A 25,609-nucleotide genomic window follows, 5' to 3' on the forward strand; every position below is an offset into this window, starting at 1 on the left:
CTTAAATCTCTAACTTTTATAGTAAAAATGTCACTAGTTTATACCGCTAATTTTACCATTACACAAAGAGCAATTATAACTACTAATTCTGTTATTTCATTTGCTGCTCCTAAAGTATCTCCTGTAAATCCATCTATTTTTTTTACACAAAGTAAATAGTAAAAATACATTGCTATTAATATTATACCTATTAAAGATATTGCCTTTATAATTCCTATAAAATATGTACATATGATAATACTAATTGCTGTACTTAAAATCACTAAAATTTTACTCATATTTCCTATAAATATATTACCAGAACCATTTTTCTTAGCTGTTTTATTAGAAAGACATAAAAAAAGAATGCTATTTTTACCAAGCATAGGTATTAAAATTAATGGAAAATAAAAATCGTATTTAAATAAATAACTTAATCCTTCTAATTTTAAAAATAAATTTAAAATTATTGCTGCTGCACCAAATGTACCTACCCTGCTATCCTTCATTACTTCTATAATTTTAAGTTTGTCTTTTAATGAAAAAAAGCCATCAAAAACATCAGCAAATCCATCTAAATGCAAAGCTCCTGTTATAATTATTCCTAAACTTAAAACTATTACTACATTGACTCTTATTGGTATATAACCTTTAAAAATAATTGAAACTAAAAATTGTATTCCTCCTATTAAAATACCTACTATAGGAAGAAAGAATGCTGCCCTTTTAAAATTGCTTTTTTCACATTTTAGTTCTAAATTCACAGGTATTCTTGTAAAAAACTGAATCATTAATAAAAAATCATTTAAAATAGTCTTCATAAATACATCTCCAAACAACTGTTATAACATTATAATTTTTATTTTCAAGCTTAAATAATAAAGAAAATATTTCTAGAAAAATACTTAGTCTTATTAAGAAATATAATCAATAAACCAATTACTATATTCATATTTTATTAAACTTACCCTTCCGTTTTTTGTTGAGAATTTCCAATACAAATCTAAATTTCTATCTAACATATAACAGTATATCATTTTTATAACTCCACCATGAGTTACTATAAGTATGTTTTCCTCATCTAATTTTTCTATATCTTTCATAAAGCTTTTAACTCTATTAAAAAAATTAACAGCACTTTCTCCTTTAGGAGGGGTAAATCCTTTCCAATCATCTTCCCACTGAGTGCATTCTTTAGGAAAACTTTTTTTTATTTCCTTATAACTTTTGCCTTCAAATTCTCCAAAATCTAACTCATTTATTCTAGCATCTTTTATTATTTCAAATTCTTCATTACCTTTATTTTCAAAGGCTATTTTTAATGTCTCTTTGCATCTTTCTCTTTCACTAATATATACTTTACTAAATTTTATGTTTTTTAAATATTTACCTGCTTTTTTAGCTTGATTTATTCCTATACTATTTAGCCTAGAATCAAGCTTTCCATAATATTTTTTTTCCTTATTCTCCTTCGTCTCACCATGGCGTAATAAATATATGTTCATAACATCCTCCTAAAATCTCATATAAATTAATTAAATAATTTGAAAGGTAAAGACAATATATAAAAAACCAAACTTTAGAAATAATCAAATAAATTTTAAATATAATAGTAACACTTTATTTTATCTATAATACTATATTAATATATAACTTCTATCTTTAAAATAAAGGGGAGTAGTTCACAAAGTTTTAATAGCTTTGTCTATAAAATCGACATACTGGTTTTTATAAACCCGGTTTTATACAAGTATCTTGGAACAAGACCTTTGTTTTAGTAAAATTTAAATTAATTTTACTAAAACAAGGGTCTTAATTTTTTTAATAACAAAGCTCAATGATTATACTATATCACTGAGCTTCACATAAAATATTATACAATAACTTGTATCAAATTGGAAAATTGTTTAGTAATAAAACATACCCCTATTGCTATAACCGTAGGAAGTAATACTGATATTAAAGTCCATTTTCTACTTCCTGTCTCTTTTTTTATAGTTAATATGGTGGTTGCACAAGGAAAATGTAAAAGTGAAAACAACATAGTATTTAATAAAGTTATATATGTCCATCCATTACTAATTAATATATCTCTTAATTGATCTAAACTTTGAAAATCTATCATATACCCTTTAGATAAATATGCCATCATCAATATAGGTAAAACAATTTCATTTGCTGGAAGACCTAATATAAAGGCTAATAGAATATATCCATCAAGACCTATAGCCTGAGCAAAAGGATTTAAAAACATAGCCATATGATTTAAAACTGTAGTATCCCCTATAGTTAAATTACCTAGTATATAAGTTATAGCTCCTGCTGGGACTGCAATTACTATAGCTCTCATAAGAACAAATATAGTTCTATCTATAATGGATGTATATATTACTCTTCCTATTTGAGGTTTCCTATAAGGTGGTAATTCTAAGGTAAATGAAGATGGTACACCTTTTAATAAAGTCTTTGAAAGACCTTTTGAAACTAATAAAGTCACTACTATACCAATCAAAATTAAAAGTACTATCAAAAGGGCCGCTCCTAAACTATTTTTAGCAGAAAACTTCATACCCATAAAAATCATAGATAAAGCTATAAGTGTTGGAAATCTTCCGTTACAGGGAACAAAGTTATTAGTTATTATAGCTATAAGTCTTTCTCTTGGAGACTCTATTATTCTAGATGCTATAACCCCTGCAGCATTACATCCAAATCCCATACACATAGTTAATGCTTGTTTTCCATGAGCTCCTGCTTTTTTAAAAGCATGATCTAAATTGAAAGCTATTCTTGGAAGATATCCTGCATCTTCAAGTAAAGTAAATATAGGAAAGAATATTGCCATCGGTGGAAGCATTACAGATACAACCCAAGCTAAGGTTCTATACATTCCAAGTATTAGTATTCCATGAAGCCATTTTGGTGCATTCATATATACAAAAAACGCTGTTAGCTTATCTTCTATCCAAAATAAAAATTTTCCAATAGCTTCAGAGGGTACATTAGCTCCTTGTATAGTAATCCATAAAACCATACAAAGCATTAAAAGCATTATTGGTATACCAGTTATTTTTGATGTTACTATATTATCCAATTTTTGTTGATATAATATTTTTTTTGAATCTTTGTTTACACAATTAGAAGCAATATCTTCTGCATTTTTGTAAATATCTGATACTATTTTATCTCTTATTTTTTCTTTACTATCTTTTCTAAAAACAGATATTTCACTGATAATTTCCTCCATATTATAATCTTTTGAAATATTCATCTAATCACCTCACCTTCTAACTTATTTTATTTTTTTCTTCCATCATATTCACTAAATCATAATGTAGATATTTACTTATAGATTCTATTATAGATTTATCACCATCTAACATTCTTAAAGCAAGCCACCTGCTTGGAATCTTATTTTTAAATATTTTTTCTAATTTAGGTACTATATTTGATAATATATCCTCTATATCTTGGCTATATTTTATTTCTATTTGCTTTGTATCTATATAATTTAAACACATTTTTAAAATATCATCCTTTAATTTTTTTATACCTTTATTCTCTCTTGCAACTGCTGGTATTACTGGTACACCTAAATATTTTGAAAGTTTATTTGTATCAATTTTTATATTTTTTCGTTTTGCTTCATCCATAAGATTTAAACATACAATAACTTTACTTGTGATTTCTTGTATTTGAAGAAGTAAATTTAAATTTCTTTCCATACAAGTAGCATCCAATACAACAACTACAGCATCTGGCCTGCCAAAACAAATAAAGTCTCTAGCAACTATCTCTTCTGCTGAACTTGCTAGCAATGAATAGGTTCCTGGTAAATCTACAACTACAAACCCCTTATTTTTATAATTATAAAAACCTTGTGCATTAGTTACAGTTTTACCAGGCCAATTACCGGTATGTTGATGTAGTCCAGTCAAAGAATTAAACACTGTACTCTTCCCAGTATTAGGATTTCCTGCAAGGGCTATAACAAAATCTTCTTCATTTTGTTTTTCTACATTAAATAAATCTTTTAATGAAGATTTTTGCGTAGATTCATATGTTAGTCCCATATTTTTCACTCCTTCTAAAGTATCTTATACTCTCTAGTAGTTTTTCATAACATAATTTTCTTTTATAAATTTTAATTTAAACACAACTTATATATTAAATAATTTGTAACATATCATAATAAAGATACTATTATATCTTTAGCTTCTTCTTTTCTTAAAGCAATACAAGTTTCTCTAATAAAATATGCTGTAGGATCTCCAAAGGGACTCTTTCTTAAAACTGATATAATAGTACTAGGAACTACTCCTAAATCTAATAACCTTTGTTTTAATAATCCTTCACTTTTTATACCTAGTACTTTACATTTGCATCCTACTTTCACTTCATTTAATGTTGTTATTTTTTTCAATTTATAACTCTCCTTATAAATTTTCTCATGTTTTATGTTATGAATAAAAATCTCCTTATGTTACCTACTAACTCCTTTATTTCTCTCCATTAAAACAAAAAAATAATTAACTCTATTAGGATTTTAGCTTCTTATTTAAATATATTTTGATATTTTTCTCTATAAGAAAACATAAAACATCATGATTTTATTTATTAAAAAGGATATTTAAGTAGCTATGTAGAAATATGGATATTATCTGGGAAGGAGGTTACTAGTTTAATGTTTAATTTTAATCTTAAGTCAAAAAATAAAAAATACAATACAAAGGATCCTTTATCTTATGATAAAAATATTTCTAAAGATAAAGGATCTATATATAATGAAAAAGAAAATAATAGACTTACCTTACTAACTAGCAATCAAGAAAAAATAGTAACTAAAATTGATAAAAAAATAGGAGAAACAGACTCTGTAACTGAAACTTTAATAAGCATAACAGAGAATATTTCAAATTATGTAGGAGTTCAAATGCTGTCTATAAAAAAAGTTATGAACGAACTTAATAATTACTCAGCTGTTGCAGAAGAAGTATTTTCTAGTACAGAGAACTCTAAACAAATTTCTGAAAAAACTATGAATATAGCAAAAAAAGGTAATATAGCTGTTAAAGATTCTATAAATTCAATGAAAGAAATAGAAAAATCAATGTATGATTCTAAGGAAATAGTAGGAGACTTGGGTAATAAATGTTCAAAAATAAATGATTTAATAACTATTATAAAAGAAATTTCTAATAGTACAAATCTTTTATCTTTAAATGCTTCAATTGAAGCTGCAAGAGCTGGAGAATCTGGAAGAGGTTTTTCAGTTGTAGCTCAAGAAATCAAAAAACTTTCTCAAAGAAGTATAGAATCAATAAACTACATATCTGAAACTATAGAAGAAATTAATAAAAGTCTTTATAAAACTACAAATTCCATAGATACTACTATGGAGAAAGTAAAAGAAGGGGCAAATACATCTAATGTAACCCTTGGAGTATTTAATGATATTATAACCTCTGTAGAAACTAGTACTAATGTTGTAGAAGAAATTAATGAAGCTACAAATAATCAAATAAAACACTTAGAAAATGTTTTATCCTCTACTGATGAAATGAATTCTAACTCTGAAAAACTCATGTTTGTAAATGAACTTGCTTCTTTAAATGTTCAATATACAAAAACTTCTTTAAAATCTCTTTCTGAGGTTTTTAATACTTTACAAACTGTAAACAAAGAATTATTAGGTGAGTTAACTATATCTTCAAAAGAAGAAAACTCTATTACTTTAAATACAGCTTTATGTAATATAATAAATAATTTAGATCCTGCTATATCCTATGATTTTTTTAATGGACTACTACTTAAAAATATTAACTCTTCTTTATTATTAATTAATTCATATGGAGAAATATCTCCTGGAATAGCTAAGAGCTGGTATGTTGAAGGGGATAATCTAACTTGGGTGTTTAATTTAAGAAAAGGCTGTAAATTTCACAATGGCAATGAAATAACTTCAGAAGATGTTAAATATTCTTTAGAAAGAATATTAGATCCTAAAATAGATTCCCCTAATTCATGGGTACTAGATTCTGTTTATGGTTCAAAAGAGTTTAAAGAAGGTATCTCTAAAGAAGTTAAAGGTATAAAAATATTAGACAGATATAGAGTATCTATTAAACTTTATTACGAATATAGTGGTTTTTTATTAAATCTAGGATTAGATTTTTGTTCTATAATAAACAAAAAAGAAATGTTAAAAGGAAACATTGTAGGCTGTGGCTCTTATAAAGTAAAAAATAATAGTAATAGTGAATGTACTCTTGAAGCCTTCAAGGAACACTTTAATGGAGAACCTTACATAAACAAAGTTAATATAAAATATAACAGTAAAGATCCTTATTCAAATTTTTCTAAGAGTAATTTAGATTTTATACTTATAGATAGTAAAGAGGGTTTTGAAAAAATCAAAAAAGATGAATCTGTTTTGATTAATTTAAAAGATATTATGGCTACTTATTATTTAAGTTTTAATATGAATTCTAATTCTATATCATCTAAAAATAAAAATATAAGAAAAGCTATAAGTTTAGGAATTGATAAAAATAAAATAATAACTAATCTATTAGGAGGTCTCGGAGTAGAAGCTATTGGACCCTTTCCTCCTAGTATGATAAAAGATCCTAGTTTAAAAGGATTTTCACATAATAAAGCTAAGGCTAAAGAACTGTTAAAACAAAATGACTATTTTAATTCTAATAATACTTTAAGTATACTTGTAAGAGAAGATGATTCAAGCAATTTATTTAATAAGATTACAGAGTACATATTAGAAGATTTAAAAGATATAGGAATAAAATATTCAATTGTAAAAGTTTCTCCTAACAAATATCTTGATATTAAAAATATTGAAAAATGTGATATAGCTATAAGTAGATGGTTTGCTGATTCTGGAGATCCTGATAATTTTCTTGAACCATTATTTAATATAAAGAATGTATCAAATATTTCAAGATATAATAATCCTTTAATAAATGAAAAACTTTCTTTAGCTAAAAAAACAATAAACCCTAAAAAAAGATATACTATGTATAAAGAAATTCAAAAGATAATAGTAAATGATATACCTTGGGTACCTTTGTATCACCCTAAAGTAGGCCTAGCTTATAAGAAAAATATACTTGGTTTTAAAATAAGTCCTTTAGGATCTTTTGCTTTTGAAGATGTATTAAAAAATAAACTTTAATATAAGAAAAATAATAGCTACTTTAAAGATAGCTATTATTTTTCTATATACTATATATTTTAATTATATTTATAATAAAATACTATATATTTTCAACTTCTAATTCTGTTACATCTTTGCGATATATAATCGATGAAATTAAAAATACTATAACGGAAGGAACAAGCCATGAAAATCCTGAACTTGCTAATGGCATAAATTCTATAATTGATTTTATAAATTCTATACTTCCAGAACTTATACTATTAATAGTATCCAATATACTAACAATTAATGTTGCATATATTGTAACTCTAACAACTTTGTTACTTTTAACAACTTTTCCAGCTAAAGTTATCACTACTAGTATTATAGATATAGGATATAATATTTGAAGTATTGGTACTGCTATTTGTATTATCTTTTCAACTCCGAAGGTTCCAAAGACAGCACTAATTACAGTTACTATGATTGCTACAGCATTATAAGATACCTTTCCTTCTGATAAATCTGAAAAATAGTTAGCAGCAGTTGTTATTAGAGCTATTGCTGTTGTTAAACATGCAAGGCCAACAGCTATACCTAATATTATTGGTCCTATATTTCCTAAATCTCTTCTTACTATTTCAATAACCAATGCTGTTCTAGGCATATCCTTTGGTAGTATAGCTGCTGTTTGGCTTCCTAAAAACATAAGTCCTCCATATACAAGACCTAAACCAAGAGCAGCAATTATTGCAGCTTTTGATGCAACTTTCACAACTGCCTTATTACTTTTATACCCTCTAGATCTTACATCCATTATTACAATAGTAGCCATAACTGCTGATCCCATTCCATCCATAGTTTGATATCCTTCTAATAAAGATTTTGAAAATGCCCCTTCTATATTAGTGTGTATTATAGGTCCTAAAGGACTTATAATACCTTTTACTATAATTATACATAATAATATTAATAATGCCGGTGTCAAGAATTTACCTATATAATCAACTATTCTAGAGGGTCTTAAAACAAAAGACAAAGCGATAACAAAAAATATTACTACTGTAATTACTGGACTAACATTTGGAAGATTAGGTTGTATAGCAAGTTCATGGGTAGTTGCTGCAGTTCTTGGAACAGCTAACATAGGCCCTATACATATTATAATTGCAGTATTTGCAAATATAGCAAATTTCTTTCCTACCCTTCCTGCAATGTCTGTAAAAGTACCATTAATTTTTGCACAGGCTATAATTCCAGCAAGAGGTAATCCAACTCCACTAATCAAAAATCCTAACATAGCAGGAAATACTTTAGAACCTGCCATTTTACCAAGGTAAGGTGGAAATATTAAATTTCCTGCACCAAAAAACATTGCAAACAAAGCAAAACCAATAATAACATAATCTTTAGATGCTGACCTTTTTTCCATATATTCGCCTCCTTTTATTAAGGAACATATTTATAATAATGTAATTATATCACAGCAAAGTTAAATTAATCTGAAGTTATTTCTGAATTTTCTATAAAATACCAAAATTAACTTTCTATACTTCATTATTATTCAATAATAATATAAATTGCTACTATTTTTATTTTTATAAATTCCTTATTTTTACCATTATATCAAGTATTTAAGCATTTTCAGTCCCGCTTTTATATTTTCAGAATAATGAAAGTTAAACTATAAGTTATAATCTTTATGAATGTTTTCTTTTATAATACTGAATGTTATTTAATATATTTTTTAAGAATAATACAGCATTATAATATAACACCTATTAATTCTACATTTTATATAAAAACTAATAAAAGATTATTAAGTGTATTTAATTAATTATTTAAATAAACTTTAACGCTATTATTATAAAAAAATAGCTATAGTATTAATTACTATAGCTATTTCTACATACATTCAATAACGTTAACTAGAACTAATTATTATATACTGTTTGTTTCTAATTCTTCTTCAGTTTGTTTACTACATACAATTGAAGAAATTATAAATGCTATAACTGCTGGTACAAGCCATGAAAATCCTGCACTAGCTAATGGTATAAAACCAATTGCTGATTTTAAAACAGCTACACTTCCACCAGTTAAACTATTTATAGTATCTAATATACTAATAATTAGAGTAACATAAACAGTTATTTTAACTATCTTATTATTTTTAACGAATTTTCCTGCTAAAGTTATAGCTATCAATACAATAACTATAGGATATAATATTTGAAGTATTGGAGCTGCAAGAACTACTATTTTTTCAACTCCACCAGTTCCAAGGGCTGCACTTATTACACTTATTACTATTGCAAAAGCATTGTAAGAAATCTTTCCCTTTGATAACTTGCTAAAGTATTGAGCTCCTGTTGATATAAGACCTATTGCTGTTGTTAAACATGCAAGTCCAACAGCTACACCTAATATTATTGTTCCCATACTTCCTAAATCTCTATTTACTATTTCAACAACTAAAGCAGATCTTCCAATATCTTTAGTTATTATTCCAGATGTTTGAGCACCTAAAACCATAAGTCCACCGTATACAAACCCTAAACCAAGTATTGCAACTATTCCAGATTTTATTGTAACACCGATAACTTCCGAATCCTTTTTATACCCTTTAGCTCTTACTGAAGCTAAAATTATAGATGCAAATATAACTGATGCCATAGCATCCATTGTTTGATATCCTTCTAATAATGCCTTTGAAAAAGCTCCTTCAAAGTTAGTATTTATTATAGGTCCTATAGGACTTACTATACCTTTTATTATAATTATAGCAAGCATGACTAAAAGTGCTGGAGTTAAAATTTTTCCTATATTGTCTACAATTCCTGAAGGTCTTAATATAAATGCTAAAGCAATAGCAAAATATATTATTACAGCTACAACGGGACTAACAGATGGGAAAATAGGATGTACAGCTAATTCATATGTTGTTGCAGCTGTTCTTGGAACTGCTAACATAGGTCCTATTGCTATGATTAAAGCTGTAGTAGATATTACAGAAAATACCTTTCCTACTCTGTTTGAAATATCTGTAAAAGTACCATTAATTTTTGCACAGGCTATAATTCCACTAAGTGGTAATCCAACTCCTGTAATTAGAAATCCTATCATTGATGCCGGCGTCTTTGTTCCAACCATATTTCCAAGATACGGCGGGAATATTAAATTACCTGCACCAAAGAACATAGCAAATAGCGCAAAACCAATGATGATAAAATCCTTTGATGATTTTTTTTCCATTATTTTTCCCCCTTAAATTACTCTCATATATTAAATTGTTATAACCACTATTCTTTTCAATCAGTAAACAAATAATCTTTATTAAACTTATAATTGCTATTAAAAAATTAAATAAAATTTATAATTCCTTTTTATTTATAATTTATAAAATACTGAAAAAAACAATGATTTGAAATACTAAATAATTAAAATTTAAGTATTAAAAAACATTAAATCAAAATAACTAAAAAGTCAAATTTTAAAGTCGTTTCTTGGGATAATTTAGATGATAAGCTTATTTATATTTAACACTTTTTATGATTATATCATAATTTGTAAAAATTTTTAATTTTATATTTTCTGAAATTCCTATATTATCTCTAAAATGAATTGAATTACATTTCAATTATTCACATTTTCTTTATATTTTTAACTCTAACTTAACTTTAATCCACTTAAAACCTAACTTATCCTTTGAAACCGTTTACTAAAAATTTATGATATTTTCTATATATTGAATTATTTATATCATGTATATTCAATTATAATTCAATATATTCATATTTTACTTTTATACATTTCATCTTTTTTATAAAATTTTTATTACATTGCATTTTCTTCTGTAATATTTTGTGAATTCTTTTCTTTATAAGTGTAAAATACTGATGTTAATAAAAATGTAATCATTGATGGTACTATCCAGCAAAAACCAACATCACTTAATGGTATAGCTGCCATTATTGATTTTATAACTGATATACTTTGTCCCGAAATCGTATTTACTGTATCTAAAATACTTATTGCTAAAGTAACATATACTGTAACTTTAACTATTTTATCATTTTTAACTAGACTGCCCATAAGTGTAAGCAAGATTAAAACTATAATTATAGGATATAAAACTTGAAGTATTGGTTCTGCAAGTCCTACTATTTTTTCAACTCCCCCAGTTGCTAAAGCTGCACTTATTACACTTATTAAAATAGCAAATTTATTATATGAAATCTTATCTTTACAAATTCCACTAAAATATTTAGCACCAGTTGATATTATACCTATTGCAGTTGTAAGACATGCTAAAGCTACTGCAATTCCAAGTATAATAGTTCCCATATGTCCTAAATCTCTTTTTACTATTTCTATAACTAATTCTGATCTTCCAATGTTTCCAAGTGCCATACCTGATGTTTGACTACCTAAAACCATAAGTCCACCATAAACAAAAGCTAATCCAACTGCTGCAATAACTCCTGCCTTTGTTGTTAAGCTAATAATATCTTTTTTATTTGTATATCCTTTAGCTCTTACTGCAGCTATAATTATAGTGGCAAACATTACAGATGTCATGGCATCCATAGTTTGATATCCTTCCAAAATAGATTTTGAAAAGGCTCCTTGAAAATTAGTAGTCTCAATTGTTCCAATTGGATCTATTAAACCCTTTACAATAATTATAGATAACATAATTAAAAGACCAGGTGTTAGTATCTTACCTATGCTATCAACTATACCTGATGGTCTTAATATAAAAGATAATGCTATTATAAAATAAACTATTGAAACAATAACCGGACTAACTGACGGAAATAATGGATGTATTGTAAGTTCAAAAGTAGTTGCTGCTGTTCTTGGAACTGCTAACATAGGTCCTATTGCAATTATAAGAGCTGATGTCACAATGATTGAAAATATTTTCCCTACTCTACCTGAAATGTCTGCAAAAGTACCATTAATTTTTGCACAAGCTATAATTCCACTTAGTGGAAGTCCTACCCCTGTAAGTAAAAAACCTAGCAATGCTTTAATACTTTGATCTCCTACCGCTCTTCCAATATACGGTGGAAAAATCATGTTCCCTGCCCCAAAGAACATTGCAAACAAAGCAAAACCGATAACTACAAAGTCTTTCGTTGATGATTTTTTCATTTTAGCCCCCCTCAATTTTTGTAAATGTATGTCAATTTCGGTATTGTAATTATATCACATTATCTCTAAATTCAAAATTTAATATATTCAGAAATTTTCGTCTTATCCCTTAATTAAATAACAATAGAATACACATATTCAATATAATTCCGAATTTCTGATATATGCTTTGCATAATAAGGTACTTTGTTACACATATGTCAATGTTTTGGAAGTATTTTTTATCAATTGAAAATTTTCAAAATATTTCAATAATTCATTCTAAAATCACACCATCCGTTAACCACTTCCTGTACTTTGTTAAAATTTAAACATTCTCATCTTAAAAAGCCACTACTAAAATGAATGAAATATTTCTTTTATCTATATAATTGTATATTTAAATACATTTATAAACTATTTCACCATTTAATATAGTACATAAATTTTTAGAACTTATATCTATAGGATTCCCACTATAAATCAGTATATCTGCTTTCTTTCCTCTTTCTATACTTCCTAAAATATCTGCTAACCCTAATATTTTAGCTGCATTAATAGTTATTGATTTCAATGCTTCTTCTTTATCAAGTCCATACTTTACAGCAATTCCAGCACATAGAGGTAAATATTCTATAGATATAACTGGATGGTCTGTAATTATAGCAAAATCCATATTGTTATCTTTTAATATTTTTGGGGTTTCATGATTTTTATTTCTAGTTTCAACTTTTCCACTAAAACTAATGTTAGGACCTAAAATTATGGGAATATCATATTGTTTTATATATTCTAAAACCTTATTTCCTTCTGTACAATGATCTAAAGTTATTAATATATTAAATTCTTTAGCAATTCTAATAGCCGTAATTATATCATCTGCTCTATGAACATGGAATTTCATCGGTATTTCTCTTTTCAAAAGAGGAATAAGTGGTTCTAATTTAAAATTTTCTTCAAAGGTTTTTTTCTCTTTAATTGAATTTTCTTTTTTCATAATATAATTCTTTGTTTCAAATAAAGTTTGCCTTATTAAAGCTGCTGTACCCATTCTAGTTATAGGCATATTAGATTTATTACCATATATTCTTTTAGGATTTTCTCCTAAAGAAGCCTTTATAGCAGCACATTTTTTAACTATCATATTATCTACACACTTTCCATATGTTTTCATTATAGTAAATTGTCCTCCTATTGGATTGGAACTTCCAGGTCCAGTCATAACTGTAGTAATTCCAGTCTTTATAGCTGCTTTAAAAGCTTCATCAAAGGGATTTATTCCATCTATGGCTCTTATATATGGTGTTATTGGATTAGATGTTTCATTTAAATCCATCCCTTCTTTCCCTTCTCCTTGTTCTTTTAATCCTATATGACAATGGGCATCTATCATACCTGGTAACACAAAAGCTCCTTTTGCATCTATAATATCAACTTTAGTATCTTTTGGTATTTTTATATTTTCACCAACTTCATTTATTGTATCATTGTTAATTAGTATACAGCCTTTTTTATACTTTTTGCCAGCCATTGTATGTATATTAGCATTTTTAATAAATATCATTAAAATTCACTCCAAATAATTTTTTTGTTAAAATGTAACGTTTACATTTCAATTTATATAAATTAACTATTTTTTTAACACTATTTTTTTTATAATTTAAATAGAAATTATAATAATCTATCCTTATAAAATTATATATAGATTATTCTTATAAAAATCCATCTACTTTTTATTGTAGATGGATTTTTATTTAATAATATTATTTTATTTTAAACCTATAACTTCCTTCATGCTATAAACTCCTGGTTTTTTATCTTTTAAATATACTGAAGCTATAGAAGCCCCATTAGCAAAACATTGAAAGTTATACGCATGATGTGTTATTTCTAATCTTTCTCCCATAAGTCCAAACATAACAGTATGACTACTTGAAATATCTCCTGCCCTTAAAGAATGATACCCTATAGTTCCTTCTTCTCTTTCTTTTTCTCCATGTCTTCCAAATACAGCTATATCATTAAGTTTTTTATTTAAACTTTCTGCAAGTATATTACCTATTTCAAGAGAGGTTCCACTTGGAGCATCTTTTTTATTTTTATCATGCATTTCTAGTATTTCTATATCAGACATATTTCCTATAGCTTTTGATGCTATCTCAACTAAGTTATACATTAAATTCACTACCATAGAAGTATTAGCAGCTAAAACAATTGGTATTTCTTTTGAAATTTCTTTTATCCTTTTTATCTCATCTTGTGAAAATCCTGTAGTACCACAAACTACTGATTTTTTATTCTTAAATGCCACTTCAAAAACTTCCATAGATACTTTAGGAGTGGTAAAATCTATTATACAATCACATTTATGTATTATTTTTTCTAAATCATCTGAAACTACTTCGTTAATATGAACTCCTAAGTTAGAAACTTGTCCTATATCCTGTCCTATATATTCTCTTTCTTTTGGAGCCAATGCACCAACAATATTAATATTTTTATTTTCATAACAAGATTTAACTACAAGCCTTCCCATTTTTCCCTTTGGACCAATAACTATAATATTTCTCATTCATATCCCCCCTCTTTTATAAATGATATAAGTTTAAAAGTTAGATTCAAATACCTTTAAATTATAACATAAGGCCTATGAAAATAAATAATAAGTTAAATTTCATAAATATCAGTTATTAAATCTATACTGAAACTCTTTATATAAACATAATATACTAGACATCATATAAGATTGAATCACTATCATCATAAAAGCTTCAGTTATTCTAGGTATCCAAAAAATCATAAATCCCTTTCCTGCTAATGCAGGTATAAACATTATGAGTATATAAGTATTTAGTGTAGTAACTATCAAAGATGGTATTCCAACTGATAATAACATTTTTATATAGTTATCATAAATATGCCCTTTAAAATTCTTATTTTTTAAAATCTTATTTATACTTAATATAATTAAACTTAAGATAGATATAGTTTCTAGAGCAACTGCCACAAATAAAGCTTTTTTACCTAGCATACTTAATAATTGATAAATATATGTATTAGTAAACACTTTTAAGAATAAATGACTTATAAAACCTATTCCCCCTAATGATATAGAAAAAATAAAATATAATTTTTCTACTTTATGTACAGATATATCACCTATTTTATTCCATATGAATCCTGTAAAAATACATCCTAACACACTAGTTACAGTTAAAAGTGGTATATATCCACCCATAGGCTTAACTATATAAGCTAATAAATCTGTCATTGCACCAGAGATTCCTCCTATAAAAGGTCCAAATATTATAGATGGCATTTTCATCGGAATCCCATCTAAACTAACCCTCATAGCTCCAGCACCGCCTATTGGAACCATAATACTAAAAAACCTTAAAACAACTGCTAAAGCTACAAACAAACTAGTTACAACTAACGCTTTTAATCCAATTTTTCTTGACATTTTTTTACCCCCATAAAAATAAGACTTCCCTCTAAGTTACACTAAGAGGGAAATCTTTTAATAATCTATATAAATAGCCCTTAATGCAACAGCGGAATGCGGTGTTACGTCGCAAGCATAAGCTTTTCCATTAGAAGCAACTTCCCGTCTCCTAATCCTTAACGCATAACTACCTACTCTGTTACTTTAAATTTTTTAAAATTATATTTTAAAATTCAGCTGAACCTGGTGTTCTTGGGAATGGTATCACATCTCTTATATTAGCCATTCCTGTCATGTACATTAATATTCTTTCAAATCCAAGTCCAAATCCTGAGTGTTTAGTTTCTCCATATTTTCTAAGTTCTAAATACCACCAGTAATCTTCTTTGTTTAAGTTTAATTCTTCCATTCTTTTCTCTAAAACATCTAATCTTTCTTCTCTTTGGCTTCCACCTATTATTTCTCCAACGCCTGGAACAAGTAAATCTGCTGCTGCTACAGTTTTTCCATCTTCGTTCATTCTCATATAAAATGCTTTTATATCTTTTGGATAATCAGTTACAAAAACTGGTTTCTTGTATATTTTTTCTGTTAAATATCTTTCATGCTCTGTTTGAAGATCTATTCCCCATTCAACATCATAATCAAATTTAGCACCAGATTTTTGTAGTACTTCTACAGCTTCTGTATAAGATATTCTCTTGAAATCTGAGTTTACTACATTATTTAATCTATCAAATAATCCTTTGTCTATGAATCTATTGAAAAATTCCATTTCTTCTGGAGCATTTTCCATAACATAATTAATTATGTATTTAACCATATCTTCTGCAACATCTAAATAATCTGTAAGATCTGCAAATGCCATTTCAGGTTCTATCATCCAAAATTCTGATGCGTGTCTTCCTGTATTTGAATTTTCTGCTCTAAATGTAGGTCCAAAAGTATACACATCTCTAAAAGCTAAAGCATATGTTTCTGCTGATAGCTGTCCACTTACAGTAAGATTTGTAGGTCTTCCAAAGAAATCTTTTGAAAAATCTACTTTTCCTTCATTAGTTTTAGGAATATTGTTTAAATCCATAGTAGTAAGTTGAAACATCTCTCCTGCACCTTCACAATCACTACCTGTTATTATTGGAGTATTAACATAAACAAATCCTCTATCTTGAAAAAATTTATGTACAGCATATGCAGCTAAAGAACGTACTCTAAATACTGCTGAAAATGTATTACTTCTTGGTCTTAAATGAGCTATACTTCTTAAATATTCAAGAGTATGTCTTTTCTTTTGAAGTGGATAATCAGAATTTGATTTACCTTCTATAACTACTTTTTTAGCTTTTATTTCAAAAGGTTGCTTTGAATTTGGTGTAATCTCTAAAATTCCTTCCACTTTTATAGTTGTACTTATAGCCATTTTAGAAACTTCTTTAAAATTTTCTAAAGAATCTTCAATTACAACTTGAAGGTTTTTAAAAAAGCTTCCATCATTAATTTCTACAAATCCAAAAGCCTTAGATGCTCTTACTGTTCTTACCCAACCACTTATAACTACTTCTTTTCCAGAATATTCTTCTGTTTTTCTGTACAAAGACTTAATTGTTAGTTTATCCATTCTAAATCCTCCTATGAGTATTTTATTATATAACAAAAAACCTTACCTCCCTAAATAAGTAGGGACGAAAGGTTATTATATTCCGCGGTGCCACCCCAATTGCCTAATGGCCTTTTTAAGTATCAAATATTAAATAACAAATACTAAATAATATTTTAATATAACTTAAAACTCTACAATCAAATTAAGGCTTTGAAAACCTCTTAGCTTACTCTATTTTTCAACTAGAAACTCCAAGATGTTTTTCGGTATAATTTATTTATGGAACTTTCACCGTAATCCACTCGCTATAAAATATTTATTATACTTACTTTTTCTCTTCACAGTTTATATTTATATTTAATTATACACTTTATCTTAAAATTATAATATCTATAACATTATATGTCAACACAATAGTTTATAGATTAAAAACCTTTTATTTAACTTATTTAAATATACATGCAAACTTTCTATCTTTTCATACTATTTAACTATAAATATAACTTTTTATAAACAAATTAGCCATTACTTATATTTTAATGTTAAAATATAAATATTATACTTAAAGTAATTATTTTAATATTAATTATTTTAACTTTATAACAAATTTATATACTTATTAAATTAAAACAAAATTCCCGAGGTGATTTCTTTGGAAAATACTAATAAAAATTCAACGCTAAATTCTACCTTAGAAAATAACTTAAGAGATAAAGACACTGCATCTTTAAGTGATTCTATTATAAAATCTACATTTGATGTAACTTATGAAGGCCTTATAATAATAGATGACAACTTTAAAATATTAAAAGTAAATAATACAACTTTAAAAATTTTAACCCTATCAGAAGATAATTTATTAAATATGAATATTAAAACTATCCTTCCTAAAAATAGTTTTTTAGAAGACTGTATAAAAAACGGAAAAAATACTTTCAGTCAAGATTGTACATTTAATATTAATAATTCACACATACGATCTATAGTAAATATAATGCCTATAATACTAGAAAATAAAATTATAGGAGCTACTTTATCTTTAAGAAATACAAAACACATACATAAATTAGTTAGTAACGTTGTTGGCTATAAAGCTTCTTACTCTTTTGAAGATATAATAACAAAAAATCAAAAAATGAAAAGCATTATAGAACTTGCAAAAAAAGCTTCTGAATCTGATTGTAATATATTAATTGAAGGAAATAGCGGTACTGGCAAAGAACTCTTTGCTCAAGCAATACACTCTCATAGCAATAGAACTAATGGCCCTTTTGTTGCTATAAACTGTGCAGCTATACCTAGAGAGCTAGTAGAAAGTGAACTATTTGGATATGAAAAAGGTGCTTTTACTGGAGCCTCTAAAGGAGGTTATCCTGGTAAATTTGAGTTAGCAGACGGAGGAACTATTTTTCTAGATGAAATTGGAGAACTTCCATTAGATATACAATCAAAATTACTTAGAGTCTTGGACAATCTTAAAATAATTAGAGTAGGAGGGACCTATGAAAAGAAAATAGATGTTAGGGTTATAGCTGCTACAAATAGAAACTTAAGCGATGAAGTATTAAATAAGAATTTTAGAGAAGACTTATATTATAGATTAAACGTAATAAATATAAAACTTCTAGATCTTAAAGATAGACGAGAAGATATTTATCTATTAGCTAGCTATTTTATAAAAAAACTTAACATGAAAAATAATACTACCTCAAAAAAATTAGGAGAAAAATTCATTGAAAAAATCGAAAATTATGATTGGAATGGTAATGTACGTGAACTTAGAAATGTAGTAGAACGTTGTTACTATATATGTGAAGATGATACTATAACTGAAAAATATTTAAATAACAAGCTTAATAAAAAAATTAAAACTAATTCTACTGAAACCTATGAAAATGATATAAAAATTAAACCTTTATCAATTCTAGAGCATGAGGCTATAAAAAAATCTTTGATTTATTGTAATGGTAATATAATTAAATCTGCAGAACTTTTAGGTATAAGTAGAGCTACTATATACAGAAAAATAAATAAATATAATATAGATGTAAATTCATTATTAGAAAGTAAGTAAAAAATGCTGTCTTAAAATTAAGACAGCATTTTTTTATTTACCAATATTTAATTTTTTAATTAAATTATGATTCAAAAAGTCATCTGATGCTTGAAGATCTTTTAATGATTTTTCTTTTTCCAATTTAACTTTTTCATTTTCCGGTATTTTTTTACCTGTTTTTATATCATAATAATCTCCAGTCCAAGACACATAAAATACTTTTCCATCTGTATATGATCCATTTCTGAAAGTAACTTTTGTATTTTTAGAATTAAACAAATCATTACCTAACATATATTCTTTTGGCAAATCATATAAATTTGCTAAAGTAGGATATAAATCTATTTGGCCTGAATAAGTATGATCTACACCTTTATGTTCATCTTTTGGAAAATGAATAAACATAGGAACCTTTTGAAGCTGATACCATTTCATATCATTAGGTTCTTTTTCTCCTACAAAATCATATAATTGTTGAATATAATTCTTAGAAATAGCATTATGGTCTCCGTAGAGTACTATTAAAGAGTCATCCATGTACCCTTCTTTTTCAAGCTTATCTAAAAACATTCCTAATTGTGTATCTGCATAATGAATGCCTTTTAAGTAATTACCCATAAATGTTCCTTCATATTTTCCTACATTAAATTTTTCATCTTTTTCATATCCTTCAACATCGTCATATGGGAAATGACTACTTAAAGTTACAACAAATGAATAAAAAGGCTTTTTAAATGACTTCATTTTTTCTAAAGATTGATTTAAGAAAGATTTATCGCTAAGTCCAAGACCTACTTTATCATCTATTTTATAATTTGTTTCACCATAAAAATCATCAAATTTTTGAGCTTTATACATAACGTTTCTATTCCAAAATCCATTTTTATACCCATGCATTGCTGCTGTATAATATCCTTCATCTCCTAAAGTTTTTGGTAAGGAATTAAATTTATTTCCACTATACAAATAATATGCTGCGCCAGAAGCTGCTGGATATACTGAATTATTTGATAAAAATTCTGCATCTGAAGTATTTCCCGCTGCTACTTGATAAAAATAGTTATCAAAATAGCGACTTCTTTTTAACCATCTATTTAAATTTGGTGTAACTTCTTTTCCTTCAACTTTAGCATTTATAACAAATTGCTGAAGTGCTTCTACTTGAATAACTATTAAATTTTTTCCTTTTGCTTTTCCTTTTAAATTATTAGTTTCAGATTTCAAATTATCATTAAATACTGATTTTATTTGATTTTCCTTTTCTTTTGGCAAAGGCTTCATATTATTAATAGTATTTTTAGTAAACTGATATGCATCTATAGCATGAAAATTTATACTTCCTAGAACTTTAGTTATATATATTCTGTTACTCATAGTATGCAAAAGTCCTGGTTGATCTTTAGCTAATTTTGATATACTTATATTATTTAATGCTCCTGCACCAAATATTATAACTGCAGCTAAAACCACTCTTGTAACAAGCTTATTTTCTTTTCTATTAGCTTTCTTATAAAATCTCATAAGTGGTATAAATAAAATTATATCTATAACATATAATATATCTGTAGCCTTAAAAAGACTTCCTATACTAGATGCAACCCCTCCAAGTAAAAAGGCATTTCTTATAGCTCCTATAGATATAATATCTTTATAATATCTAAAATAAGCTAAATCAGCTATTATGAAAATACTTATTATAATATTAAGTATATATAAAAATCTGGTTCTTCTTTTGTTTTTAAACAAAAGTGAAATTCCTACAATAATTAAAACTGAAGCAATAACAGGACTCATTATATACTTATAGCTAAAAAAGTTAGTAGCTATTTGCTTACCATAAAAAAGTACTTTTAAAGTTACTAAAATTACAAAAAATAATATATCCAAATTTTTCACAAAGCTATGTATAATTTTGTGAACTATATTAGTACTATCATTAAATTTATACATTTTTTTCTTCCTTTCCCCCTATAATACACACACATATATATTAATATAAATTTATTCATTAAGTTTAAATAAGTAGTAAAATTTCTTTTAACTTATACTTAACTTGAATTTTATTATATCTTAACACATAAAGTACAAATTTAAAAACAAAACCTTACATGAAAATAAGGTTTTGTTTAACAGTTTTCTACATATTTAACATTAATATAGAATAATTTAAGTAAATTGCAAAAGCTACCCATATAGCATAAGGAATCATCAATAAAGCTGCTTTTCTATCATATTTTCTAAATTCTAATATAGTTAAGATTATAAAAATAAATAAAATTATAATTTCAATAAAAGCACACTTAATAGAATTAAATCTAAAGAAAATTATACTCCACAAAAAATTTAAAATTAGTTGAATTATATATAAAGTTACTGGTAATTTTATATCAATATTTTCTTCTCTTAGTTTTATTATTCTATAAAATGCTATACCCATAAGTAAATATAATATAGGCCAAACTATTCTAAAAACTCCTGCTGGAGGAGAGAAAGAAGGTTTATTTAAAGTATTATAAAAATCATTATTACTTCCTATATTTCCAGAAATAATTGCTGATAAAAAACCTACTCCCTCAGTTATTAGTATTGATAATATTAATGTTAAAATGTCTTTGAGGTTATATACTTTAAAAACTCTTTTCGTAATATCACCACCATAATTTTATTTACATTAATATTAATATGAAAGTTTTACTTTTTTATTCCATATCCTCCATAAACAGTTTTAATATCATTAATTGATATCATAGCCTTTATATCAGTACTTTCTATTACTCTTATTATTTCTTCTCTTCTTCTTCTTTTTGCATGTATTATAAGTATCTTCTTTTGATCTATTTTTCCTTCACCATTCATAACTGTAACTCCAACATTTTTTTCTCTTAATATTTCTGCTAACTTTATGCCATCTTCCTCTGAAGCTATAATATTTATTGTAAGTAATCCTATTGCTAATTTTTCCTCTAATATGCACCCTACATAATTTCCTGATGCAAACCCTAGAGCATAAGCTACCATTCTTATAGGATCCTCTTTTATTCCTGATAAAACAGAACTTGTTACATACAGCCATATCGTAACTTCCATAAACCCTATAATAGACCCGTATAATTTTTCTCCTCTTGTAATCATAACTGTTCTAACAGTCATAAGTGCAACTTCTGCTATTTTTGCAATAAAAATAAAAGCATAAAAAAACAATTTAATTCCCCCCATCCATAAGACTTATAGAAGTCATAATTAAAATATCAACAACCATACATATTATATATATAAAAACCAATTATGTTAATAGAAATTAGCAAATTTATAAGATAAAAATCACTGGTAATTGATTATATTTTTTTATGCTTTAAATAGCAAAATAAAATATTGCAATATATAAGCATTATGTATTATAAAAATACATATAAATTATATATTGCAATACTATATTACATAAATTAAATTAGCTCTTTATCCTATTCTTATTCTTCTAAAAGATAAGCAACTCCTACCAATCCCGGTCCACTATGAACTCCAGATACAGGACTTATACATCCCCCTAAAAAGGAACTAGTAACGTTTTTCATATCTTTTATTTTTTCAAATACATATTTTGCATCTTTCTCTGCATTACCGTGCATAACATATATTTTACATTTACTTTTTTCTAAAATTTCTTTCATTGTGTCTACAAGCTTATTTAATGATTGTTTTCTTCCTCTAACTTTACAATATGTATAATACTTCCCATCTTCATGATCTATAGCAATTATAGGCTTTATATTTAAAAGTTCTCCTAAAGTACCAGCAACTTTACCTATACGTCCACCTTTTTTTAAATATTCTAAAGTTCCAACTACAAAATAAGTACCTATCTTTTGTCTTAGACTAGGAAGTGATTCTACTATATAATCAAAATTTTTCCCTTCTTCTATCATCCTAGCACACTCTAAAACCATAATTCCTTCTCCTAAAGAAATATTTCTAGAATCAAAAATATGAGTATTTAGTTTAGGGTGATTTTCTCCAACAATTTTTATTCCATTATATATACCTGATAACCCACTTGATAAAACAATTGCTATCACATGAGTATATCCTTCTTTTTCTAAAGAAGTAAATATTTCTTCCATATCATCCATAGATGGCATAGATGAAGTAGGTATTTCTACATTCAAATCATTGTATACTTTTTCTGAAGTTATTTCTAATTTGTCTCTAAATTCTCTATCTTTATATATAATTCTAAACGCTAATTGTTTTATATTATACTTGTCTAAAATATCTTGAGATAAATCACAAGTAGTATCTGTAATTAAAGCAATCTTTTCCAACTGATATTCCTCCTAAATCTACAACATATAGAATAATTATAACATTTTAATATTACATAGCAATAGGATTACTATATAAATTTAAATAATCTGTTAATAAACATTTTCATATAAATTAGCTGATATTATTATTTTTCTCATATTATTCTATGATATACCTCTCATACAATAATTATATAATACTTTCCTATATATTTAAATATTTTTAATTTTTAGAGTTTAAAAACATTTACAAATATAGTTGACTGATGTAAAATAAAATGATATTGTGTAAATTAAAGTAAAATTTAATAGAATATATCCATATATTTCTGATAATAAGGTTCAGAAGTTTCTACGAGATACCGTAAATAGCTCACTATGGGATGATATAAAATATATATTTCTTATGAAATAAAAAAACCTACATATCTTCCATTGATATGTAGGTTTTTTATTTTATATTTAATTAATAGGAGGAGACTATGAAATCATCAAACACTAAAGAAAATTTAACAAACCATTCTTTACTTGAAAAACTATTTAAGTTATCTAAAAACAAAACTAATACTAAAACAGAAATTTTAGCTGGATTTACTACCTTTATAACAATGGCTTACGCTCTTTTAGTAATTCCAAACATATTAAAATTTTCTGGTATGAATTCTTTAGGAATAAGAGGGGATGCGGCCTCAAAACTTTCAACTTTAAATGACCCTGTAGTAGGCTCAATATTTACAGGAATGTGTATAACTTCTGGTATAGGAACTATAATAATGGCTTTCTATGGAAATTTACCTTTTGCAGTAGCTCCTGGAATAGGACTTACCGCTTTCTTTACATATAGTGTATGTTTAACTTTAGGATACACATGGCAACAAGCATTAACTGCTGTATTTATTTCTGGTATTATTTTTATACTTATTACCGTTACATCTATAAGACAAAAAATAGTTGAAGCTATACCTGAAAACTTAAAAATAGCTATTACAGGTGGTATAGGCTTATTTATAGCTCTTATAGGGTTAAAAAGTGGACATATTGTAGTATCTAATCCTGATACTTTAATAGGATTTGGTAATTTTTCCGATCCAAGAACCTTATTAACACTGATAGGCATAACAGTTATGGGAATACTAATAGCTAACAATATAAAAGGTGCTATATTAATTTCTATAATTATTACAACTATTATAGGTATACCTATGGGAATAACCAATATTTCTAATCTACAATTTTTAAGCATACCTGCATCTCCTGCTCCTACTTTTATGGCTTTCGATTTTAAAGGACTTATAACTCATAACGGTAGTGGTTTTATAGGAGCTATATCTAGCATATTAATTGTAATACTAACCTTTAGTTTAGTAGATTTATTTGATACTATAGGAACTTTAGTTGGAACTGCTGAGAAAGCTAATATGATTGAAAAAGATGGTAAAATAAAAAATATGAATCAAGCCCTTTTATCAGATGCTATTGCTACAACAATAAGTTCTTTCTTTGGTACAACAACTACTGCTACTTATATAGAATCTACTGCGGGCATTGCAGAAGGAGGTAGAACAGGATTAACTTCTCTTGTTACAGGTATACTATTTATATTATGTTTATTCTTTACTTCTGTAGTAGGAATAGTTCCTGCTGAAGCTACTGCCCCTGCTTTAGTTATAGTTGGAGTACTAATGACAGGTTCTATAAAGAAAGTTAATTTTGATGACTTTACAGAAGCATTACCAGCATTCTTTACCATTGCTATAATGCCTTTTAGTTATAGTATTGCTAATGGAATTGCTGCAGGAATAATATTTTATCCTATAATGAAAATATTCACTAAAAAATATAAAGAAGTACATCCAATAATATACATACTAGCAATATTATTTATTATAAGATTTATAATGCTCCCTTAATACATAATAGATTAAATTATAAA

General features: G+C 26.4%; 19 protein-coding genes, 2 riboswitches and 1 other annotated feature. Of the genes, 3 read left to right on the top strand and 16 right to left on the bottom strand.

What is annotated here, in order from left to right; translation table 11 throughout:
* Positions 1–38: 38 nt before the first annotated feature.
* The 5 genes from cobS to ABDZ71_RS08990 form a co-directional block, all read right to left on the bottom strand.
* Positions 39–800, bottom strand: coding sequence for an adenosylcobinamide-GDP ribazoletransferase (gene cobS / locus ABDZ71_RS08970; protein ID WP_343760901.1), 762 nt, complete (start codon positions 798–800; stop codon positions 39–41).
* A gap of 93 nt (positions 801–893) precedes the next feature.
* On the bottom strand, positions 894–1,484 hold the full coding sequence (gene cobC, locus ABDZ71_RS08975; protein WP_343760903.1) for an alpha-ribazole phosphatase: 591 nt from the start codon (positions 1,482–1,484) through the stop codon (positions 894–896).
* A gap of 368 nt (positions 1,485–1,852) precedes the next feature.
* Positions 1,853–3,250 (bottom strand): nucleoside recognition domain-containing protein, encoded by a 1,398-nt coding sequence (locus ABDZ71_RS08980; RefSeq protein WP_343760904.1) that lies wholly within the window; start codon positions 3,248–3,250, stop codon positions 1,853–1,855.
* Between the two features lie 16 nt (positions 3,251–3,266).
* Complete coding sequence (locus ABDZ71_RS08985; RefSeq protein ID WP_343760906.1) at positions 3,267–4,052, bottom strand: FeoB small GTPase domain-containing protein; 786 nt, start codon at positions 4,050–4,052, stop codon at positions 3,267–3,269.
* 113 nt (positions 4,053–4,165) lie between these two features.
* Positions 4,166–4,402 (bottom strand): FeoA family protein, encoded by a 237-nt coding sequence (locus ABDZ71_RS08990; RefSeq protein WP_343760908.1) that lies wholly within the window; start codon positions 4,400–4,402, stop codon positions 4,166–4,168.
* Positions 4,403–4,663: 261 nt separating this feature from the next.
* Here ABDZ71_RS08990 and ABDZ71_RS08995 point away from each other — a divergent pair, with 261 nt between their 5' ends.
* The gene (locus ABDZ71_RS08995; RefSeq protein ID WP_343760910.1) at positions 4,664–7,171 is read left to right on the top strand and encodes an ABC transporter substrate-binding protein; all 2,508 of its coding nucleotides are present in this window, start codon (positions 4,664–4,666) and stop codon (positions 7,169–7,171) included.
* A gap of 82 nt (positions 7,172–7,253) precedes the next feature.
* Here ABDZ71_RS08995 and brnQ (ABDZ71_RS09000) read toward each other — a convergent pair whose 3' ends face one another.
* The 7 genes from brnQ (ABDZ71_RS09000) to asnS all read right to left on the bottom strand — a co-directional run bounded on the left by brnQ (ABDZ71_RS09000) (position 7,254) and on the right by asnS (position 17,337).
* The gene (brnQ, locus tag ABDZ71_RS09000) at positions 7,254–8,567 is read right to left on the bottom strand and encodes a branched-chain amino acid transport system II carrier protein (RefSeq protein ID WP_343760912.1); all 1,314 of its coding nucleotides are present in this window, start codon (positions 8,565–8,567) and stop codon (positions 7,254–7,256) included.
* 509 nt (positions 8,568–9,076) lie between these two features.
* The gene (gene brnQ / locus ABDZ71_RS09005) at positions 9,077–10,390 is read right to left on the bottom strand and encodes a branched-chain amino acid transport system II carrier protein (protein ID WP_343760914.1); all 1,314 of its coding nucleotides are present in this window, start codon (positions 10,388–10,390) and stop codon (positions 9,077–9,079) included.
* A 582-nt stretch (positions 10,391–10,972) separates the two neighbouring features.
* Positions 10,973–12,295 carry a branched-chain amino acid transport system II carrier protein gene (gene brnQ / locus ABDZ71_RS09010; protein WP_343760915.1) on the bottom strand — a complete coding sequence of 441 codons (1,323 nt, stop codon included), beginning with the start codon at positions 12,293–12,295 and terminating at the stop codon, positions 10,973–10,975.
* Between the two features lie 379 nt (positions 12,296–12,674).
* Positions 12,675–13,838, bottom strand: a complete 1,164-nt coding sequence (locus ABDZ71_RS09015) for an amidohydrolase (RefSeq protein WP_343760917.1) — start codon at positions 13,836–13,838, stop codon at positions 12,675–12,677.
* A 204-nt stretch (positions 13,839–14,042) separates the two neighbouring features.
* Positions 14,043–14,846 carry a 4-hydroxy-tetrahydrodipicolinate reductase gene (dapB, locus tag ABDZ71_RS09020; RefSeq protein ID WP_343760919.1) on the bottom strand — a complete coding sequence of 268 codons (804 nt, stop codon included), beginning with the start codon at positions 14,844–14,846 and terminating at the stop codon, positions 14,043–14,045.
* A gap of 111 nt (positions 14,847–14,957) precedes the next feature.
* Positions 14,958–15,737 (bottom strand): ECF transporter S component, encoded by a 780-nt coding sequence (locus ABDZ71_RS09025; protein WP_343760921.1) that lies wholly within the window; start codon positions 15,735–15,737, stop codon positions 14,958–14,960.
* Positions 15,738–15,824: 87 nt separating this feature from the next.
* Positions 15,825–15,920: riboswitch (THF riboswitch) on the bottom strand.
* 25 nt (positions 15,921–15,945) lie between these two features.
* Positions 15,946–17,337 carry an asparagine--tRNA ligase gene (gene asnS, locus ABDZ71_RS09030; RefSeq protein ID WP_343760922.1) on the bottom strand — a complete coding sequence of 464 codons (1,392 nt, stop codon included), beginning with the start codon at positions 17,335–17,337 and terminating at the stop codon, positions 15,946–15,948.
* Between the two features lie 57 nt (positions 17,338–17,394).
* Positions 17,395–17,670, bottom strand: a binding site (T-box leader).
* Between the two features lie 388 nt (positions 17,671–18,058).
* On the opposite strand from asnS, the gene ABDZ71_RS09035 reads away from it, so the two are divergent.
* Positions 18,059–19,393 carry a sigma-54 interaction domain-containing protein gene (locus ABDZ71_RS09035; protein ID WP_343761093.1) on the top strand — a complete coding sequence of 445 codons (1,335 nt, stop codon included), beginning with the start codon at positions 18,059–18,061 and terminating at the stop codon, positions 19,391–19,393.
* 33 nt (positions 19,394–19,426) lie between these two features.
* On the opposite strand, the gene ABDZ71_RS09040 is transcribed toward ABDZ71_RS09035, so the two are convergent.
* From ABDZ71_RS09040 to ABDZ71_RS09055, 4 genes are all read right to left on the bottom strand, one after another.
* Complete coding sequence (locus ABDZ71_RS09040; protein ID WP_343760924.1) at positions 19,427–21,325, bottom strand: LTA synthase family protein; 1,899 nt, start codon at positions 21,323–21,325, stop codon at positions 19,427–19,429.
* A gap of 187 nt (positions 21,326–21,512) precedes the next feature.
* Positions 21,513–22,022 (bottom strand): TspO/MBR family protein, encoded by a 510-nt coding sequence (locus tag ABDZ71_RS09045; RefSeq protein ID WP_343761095.1) that lies wholly within the window; start codon positions 22,020–22,022, stop codon positions 21,513–21,515.
* A gap of 44 nt (positions 22,023–22,066) precedes the next feature.
* Positions 22,067–22,525 carry a DUF5698 domain-containing protein gene (locus ABDZ71_RS09050; RefSeq protein WP_343761097.1) on the bottom strand — a complete coding sequence of 153 codons (459 nt, stop codon included), beginning with the start codon at positions 22,523–22,525 and terminating at the stop codon, positions 22,067–22,069.
* Between the two features lie 317 nt (positions 22,526–22,842).
* Positions 22,843–23,694 carry a DegV family protein gene (locus ABDZ71_RS09055; protein WP_343760926.1) on the bottom strand — a complete coding sequence of 284 codons (852 nt, stop codon included), beginning with the start codon at positions 23,692–23,694 and terminating at the stop codon, positions 22,843–22,845.
* Between the two features lie 281 nt (positions 23,695–23,975).
* A riboswitch (purine riboswitch) is annotated at positions 23,976–24,075 on the top strand.
* Positions 24,076–24,158: 83 nt separating this feature from the next.
* Here ABDZ71_RS09055 and ABDZ71_RS09060 point away from each other — a divergent pair.
* Positions 24,159–25,586: an NCS2 family permease gene (locus ABDZ71_RS09060; protein ID WP_343760928.1), complete on the top strand. Its 1,428-nt coding sequence runs from the start codon at positions 24,159–24,161 to the stop codon at positions 25,584–25,586.
* The last annotated feature ends 23 nt before the right edge of the window (positions 25,587–25,609 follow it).

Origin of the sequence: Clostridium oceanicum, from assembly GCF_039521385.1 — a bacterium.
Lineage (GTDB): Bacteria > Bacillota > Clostridia > Clostridiales > Clostridiaceae > Clostridium_F > Clostridium_F oceanicum.

Coding starts and splice junctions, on each gene's coding strand:
- cobS (WP_343760901.1), bottom strand. CDS start 800: ATGAAGACTATTTTAAATGATTTTTTATTAATGATTCAGTTTTTTACA.
- cobC (WP_343760903.1), bottom strand. CDS start 1,484: ATGAACATATATTTATTACGCCATGGTGAGACGAAGGAGAATAAGGAA.
- ABDZ71_RS08980 (WP_343760904.1), bottom strand. CDS start 3,250: ATGAATATTTCAAAAGATTATAATATGGAGGAAATTATCAGTGAAATA.
- ABDZ71_RS08985 (WP_343760906.1), bottom strand. CDS start 4,052: ATGGGACTAACATATGAATCTACGCAAAAATCTTCATTAAAAGATTTA.
- ABDZ71_RS08995 (WP_343760910.1), top strand. CDS start 4,664: ATGTTTAATTTTAATCTTAAGTCAAAAAATAAAAAATACAATACAAAG.
- brnQ (WP_343760912.1), bottom strand. CDS start 8,567: ATGGAAAAAAGGTCAGCATCTAAAGATTATGTTATTATTGGTTTTGCT.
- brnQ (WP_343760914.1), bottom strand. CDS start 10,390: ATGGAAAAAAAATCATCAAAGGATTTTATCATCATTGGTTTTGCGCTA.
- brnQ (WP_343760915.1), bottom strand. CDS start 12,295: ATGAAAAAATCATCAACGAAAGACTTTGTAGTTATCGGTTTTGCTTTG.
- ABDZ71_RS09015 (WP_343760917.1), bottom strand. CDS start 13,838: ATGATATTTATTAAAAATGCTAATATACATACAATGGCTGGCAAAAAG.
- dapB (WP_343760919.1), bottom strand. CDS start 14,846: ATGAGAAATATTATAGTTATTGGTCCAAAGGGAAAAATGGGAAGGCTT.
- ABDZ71_RS09025 (WP_343760921.1), bottom strand. CDS start 15,737: ATGTCAAGAAAAATTGGATTAAAAGCGTTAGTTGTAACTAGTTTGTTT.
- asnS (WP_343760922.1), bottom strand. CDS start 17,337: ATGGATAAACTAACAATTAAGTCTTTGTACAGAAAAACAGAAGAATAT.
- ABDZ71_RS09040 (WP_343760924.1), bottom strand. CDS start 21,325: ATGTATAAATTTAATGATAGTACTAATATAGTTCACAAAATTATACAT.
- ABDZ71_RS09050 (WP_343761097.1), bottom strand. CDS start 22,525: ATGACTGTTAGAACAGTTATGATTACAAGAGGAGAAAAATTATACGGG.
- ABDZ71_RS09060 (WP_343760928.1), top strand. CDS start 24,159: ATGAAATCATCAAACACTAAAGAAAATTTAACAAACCATTCTTTACTT.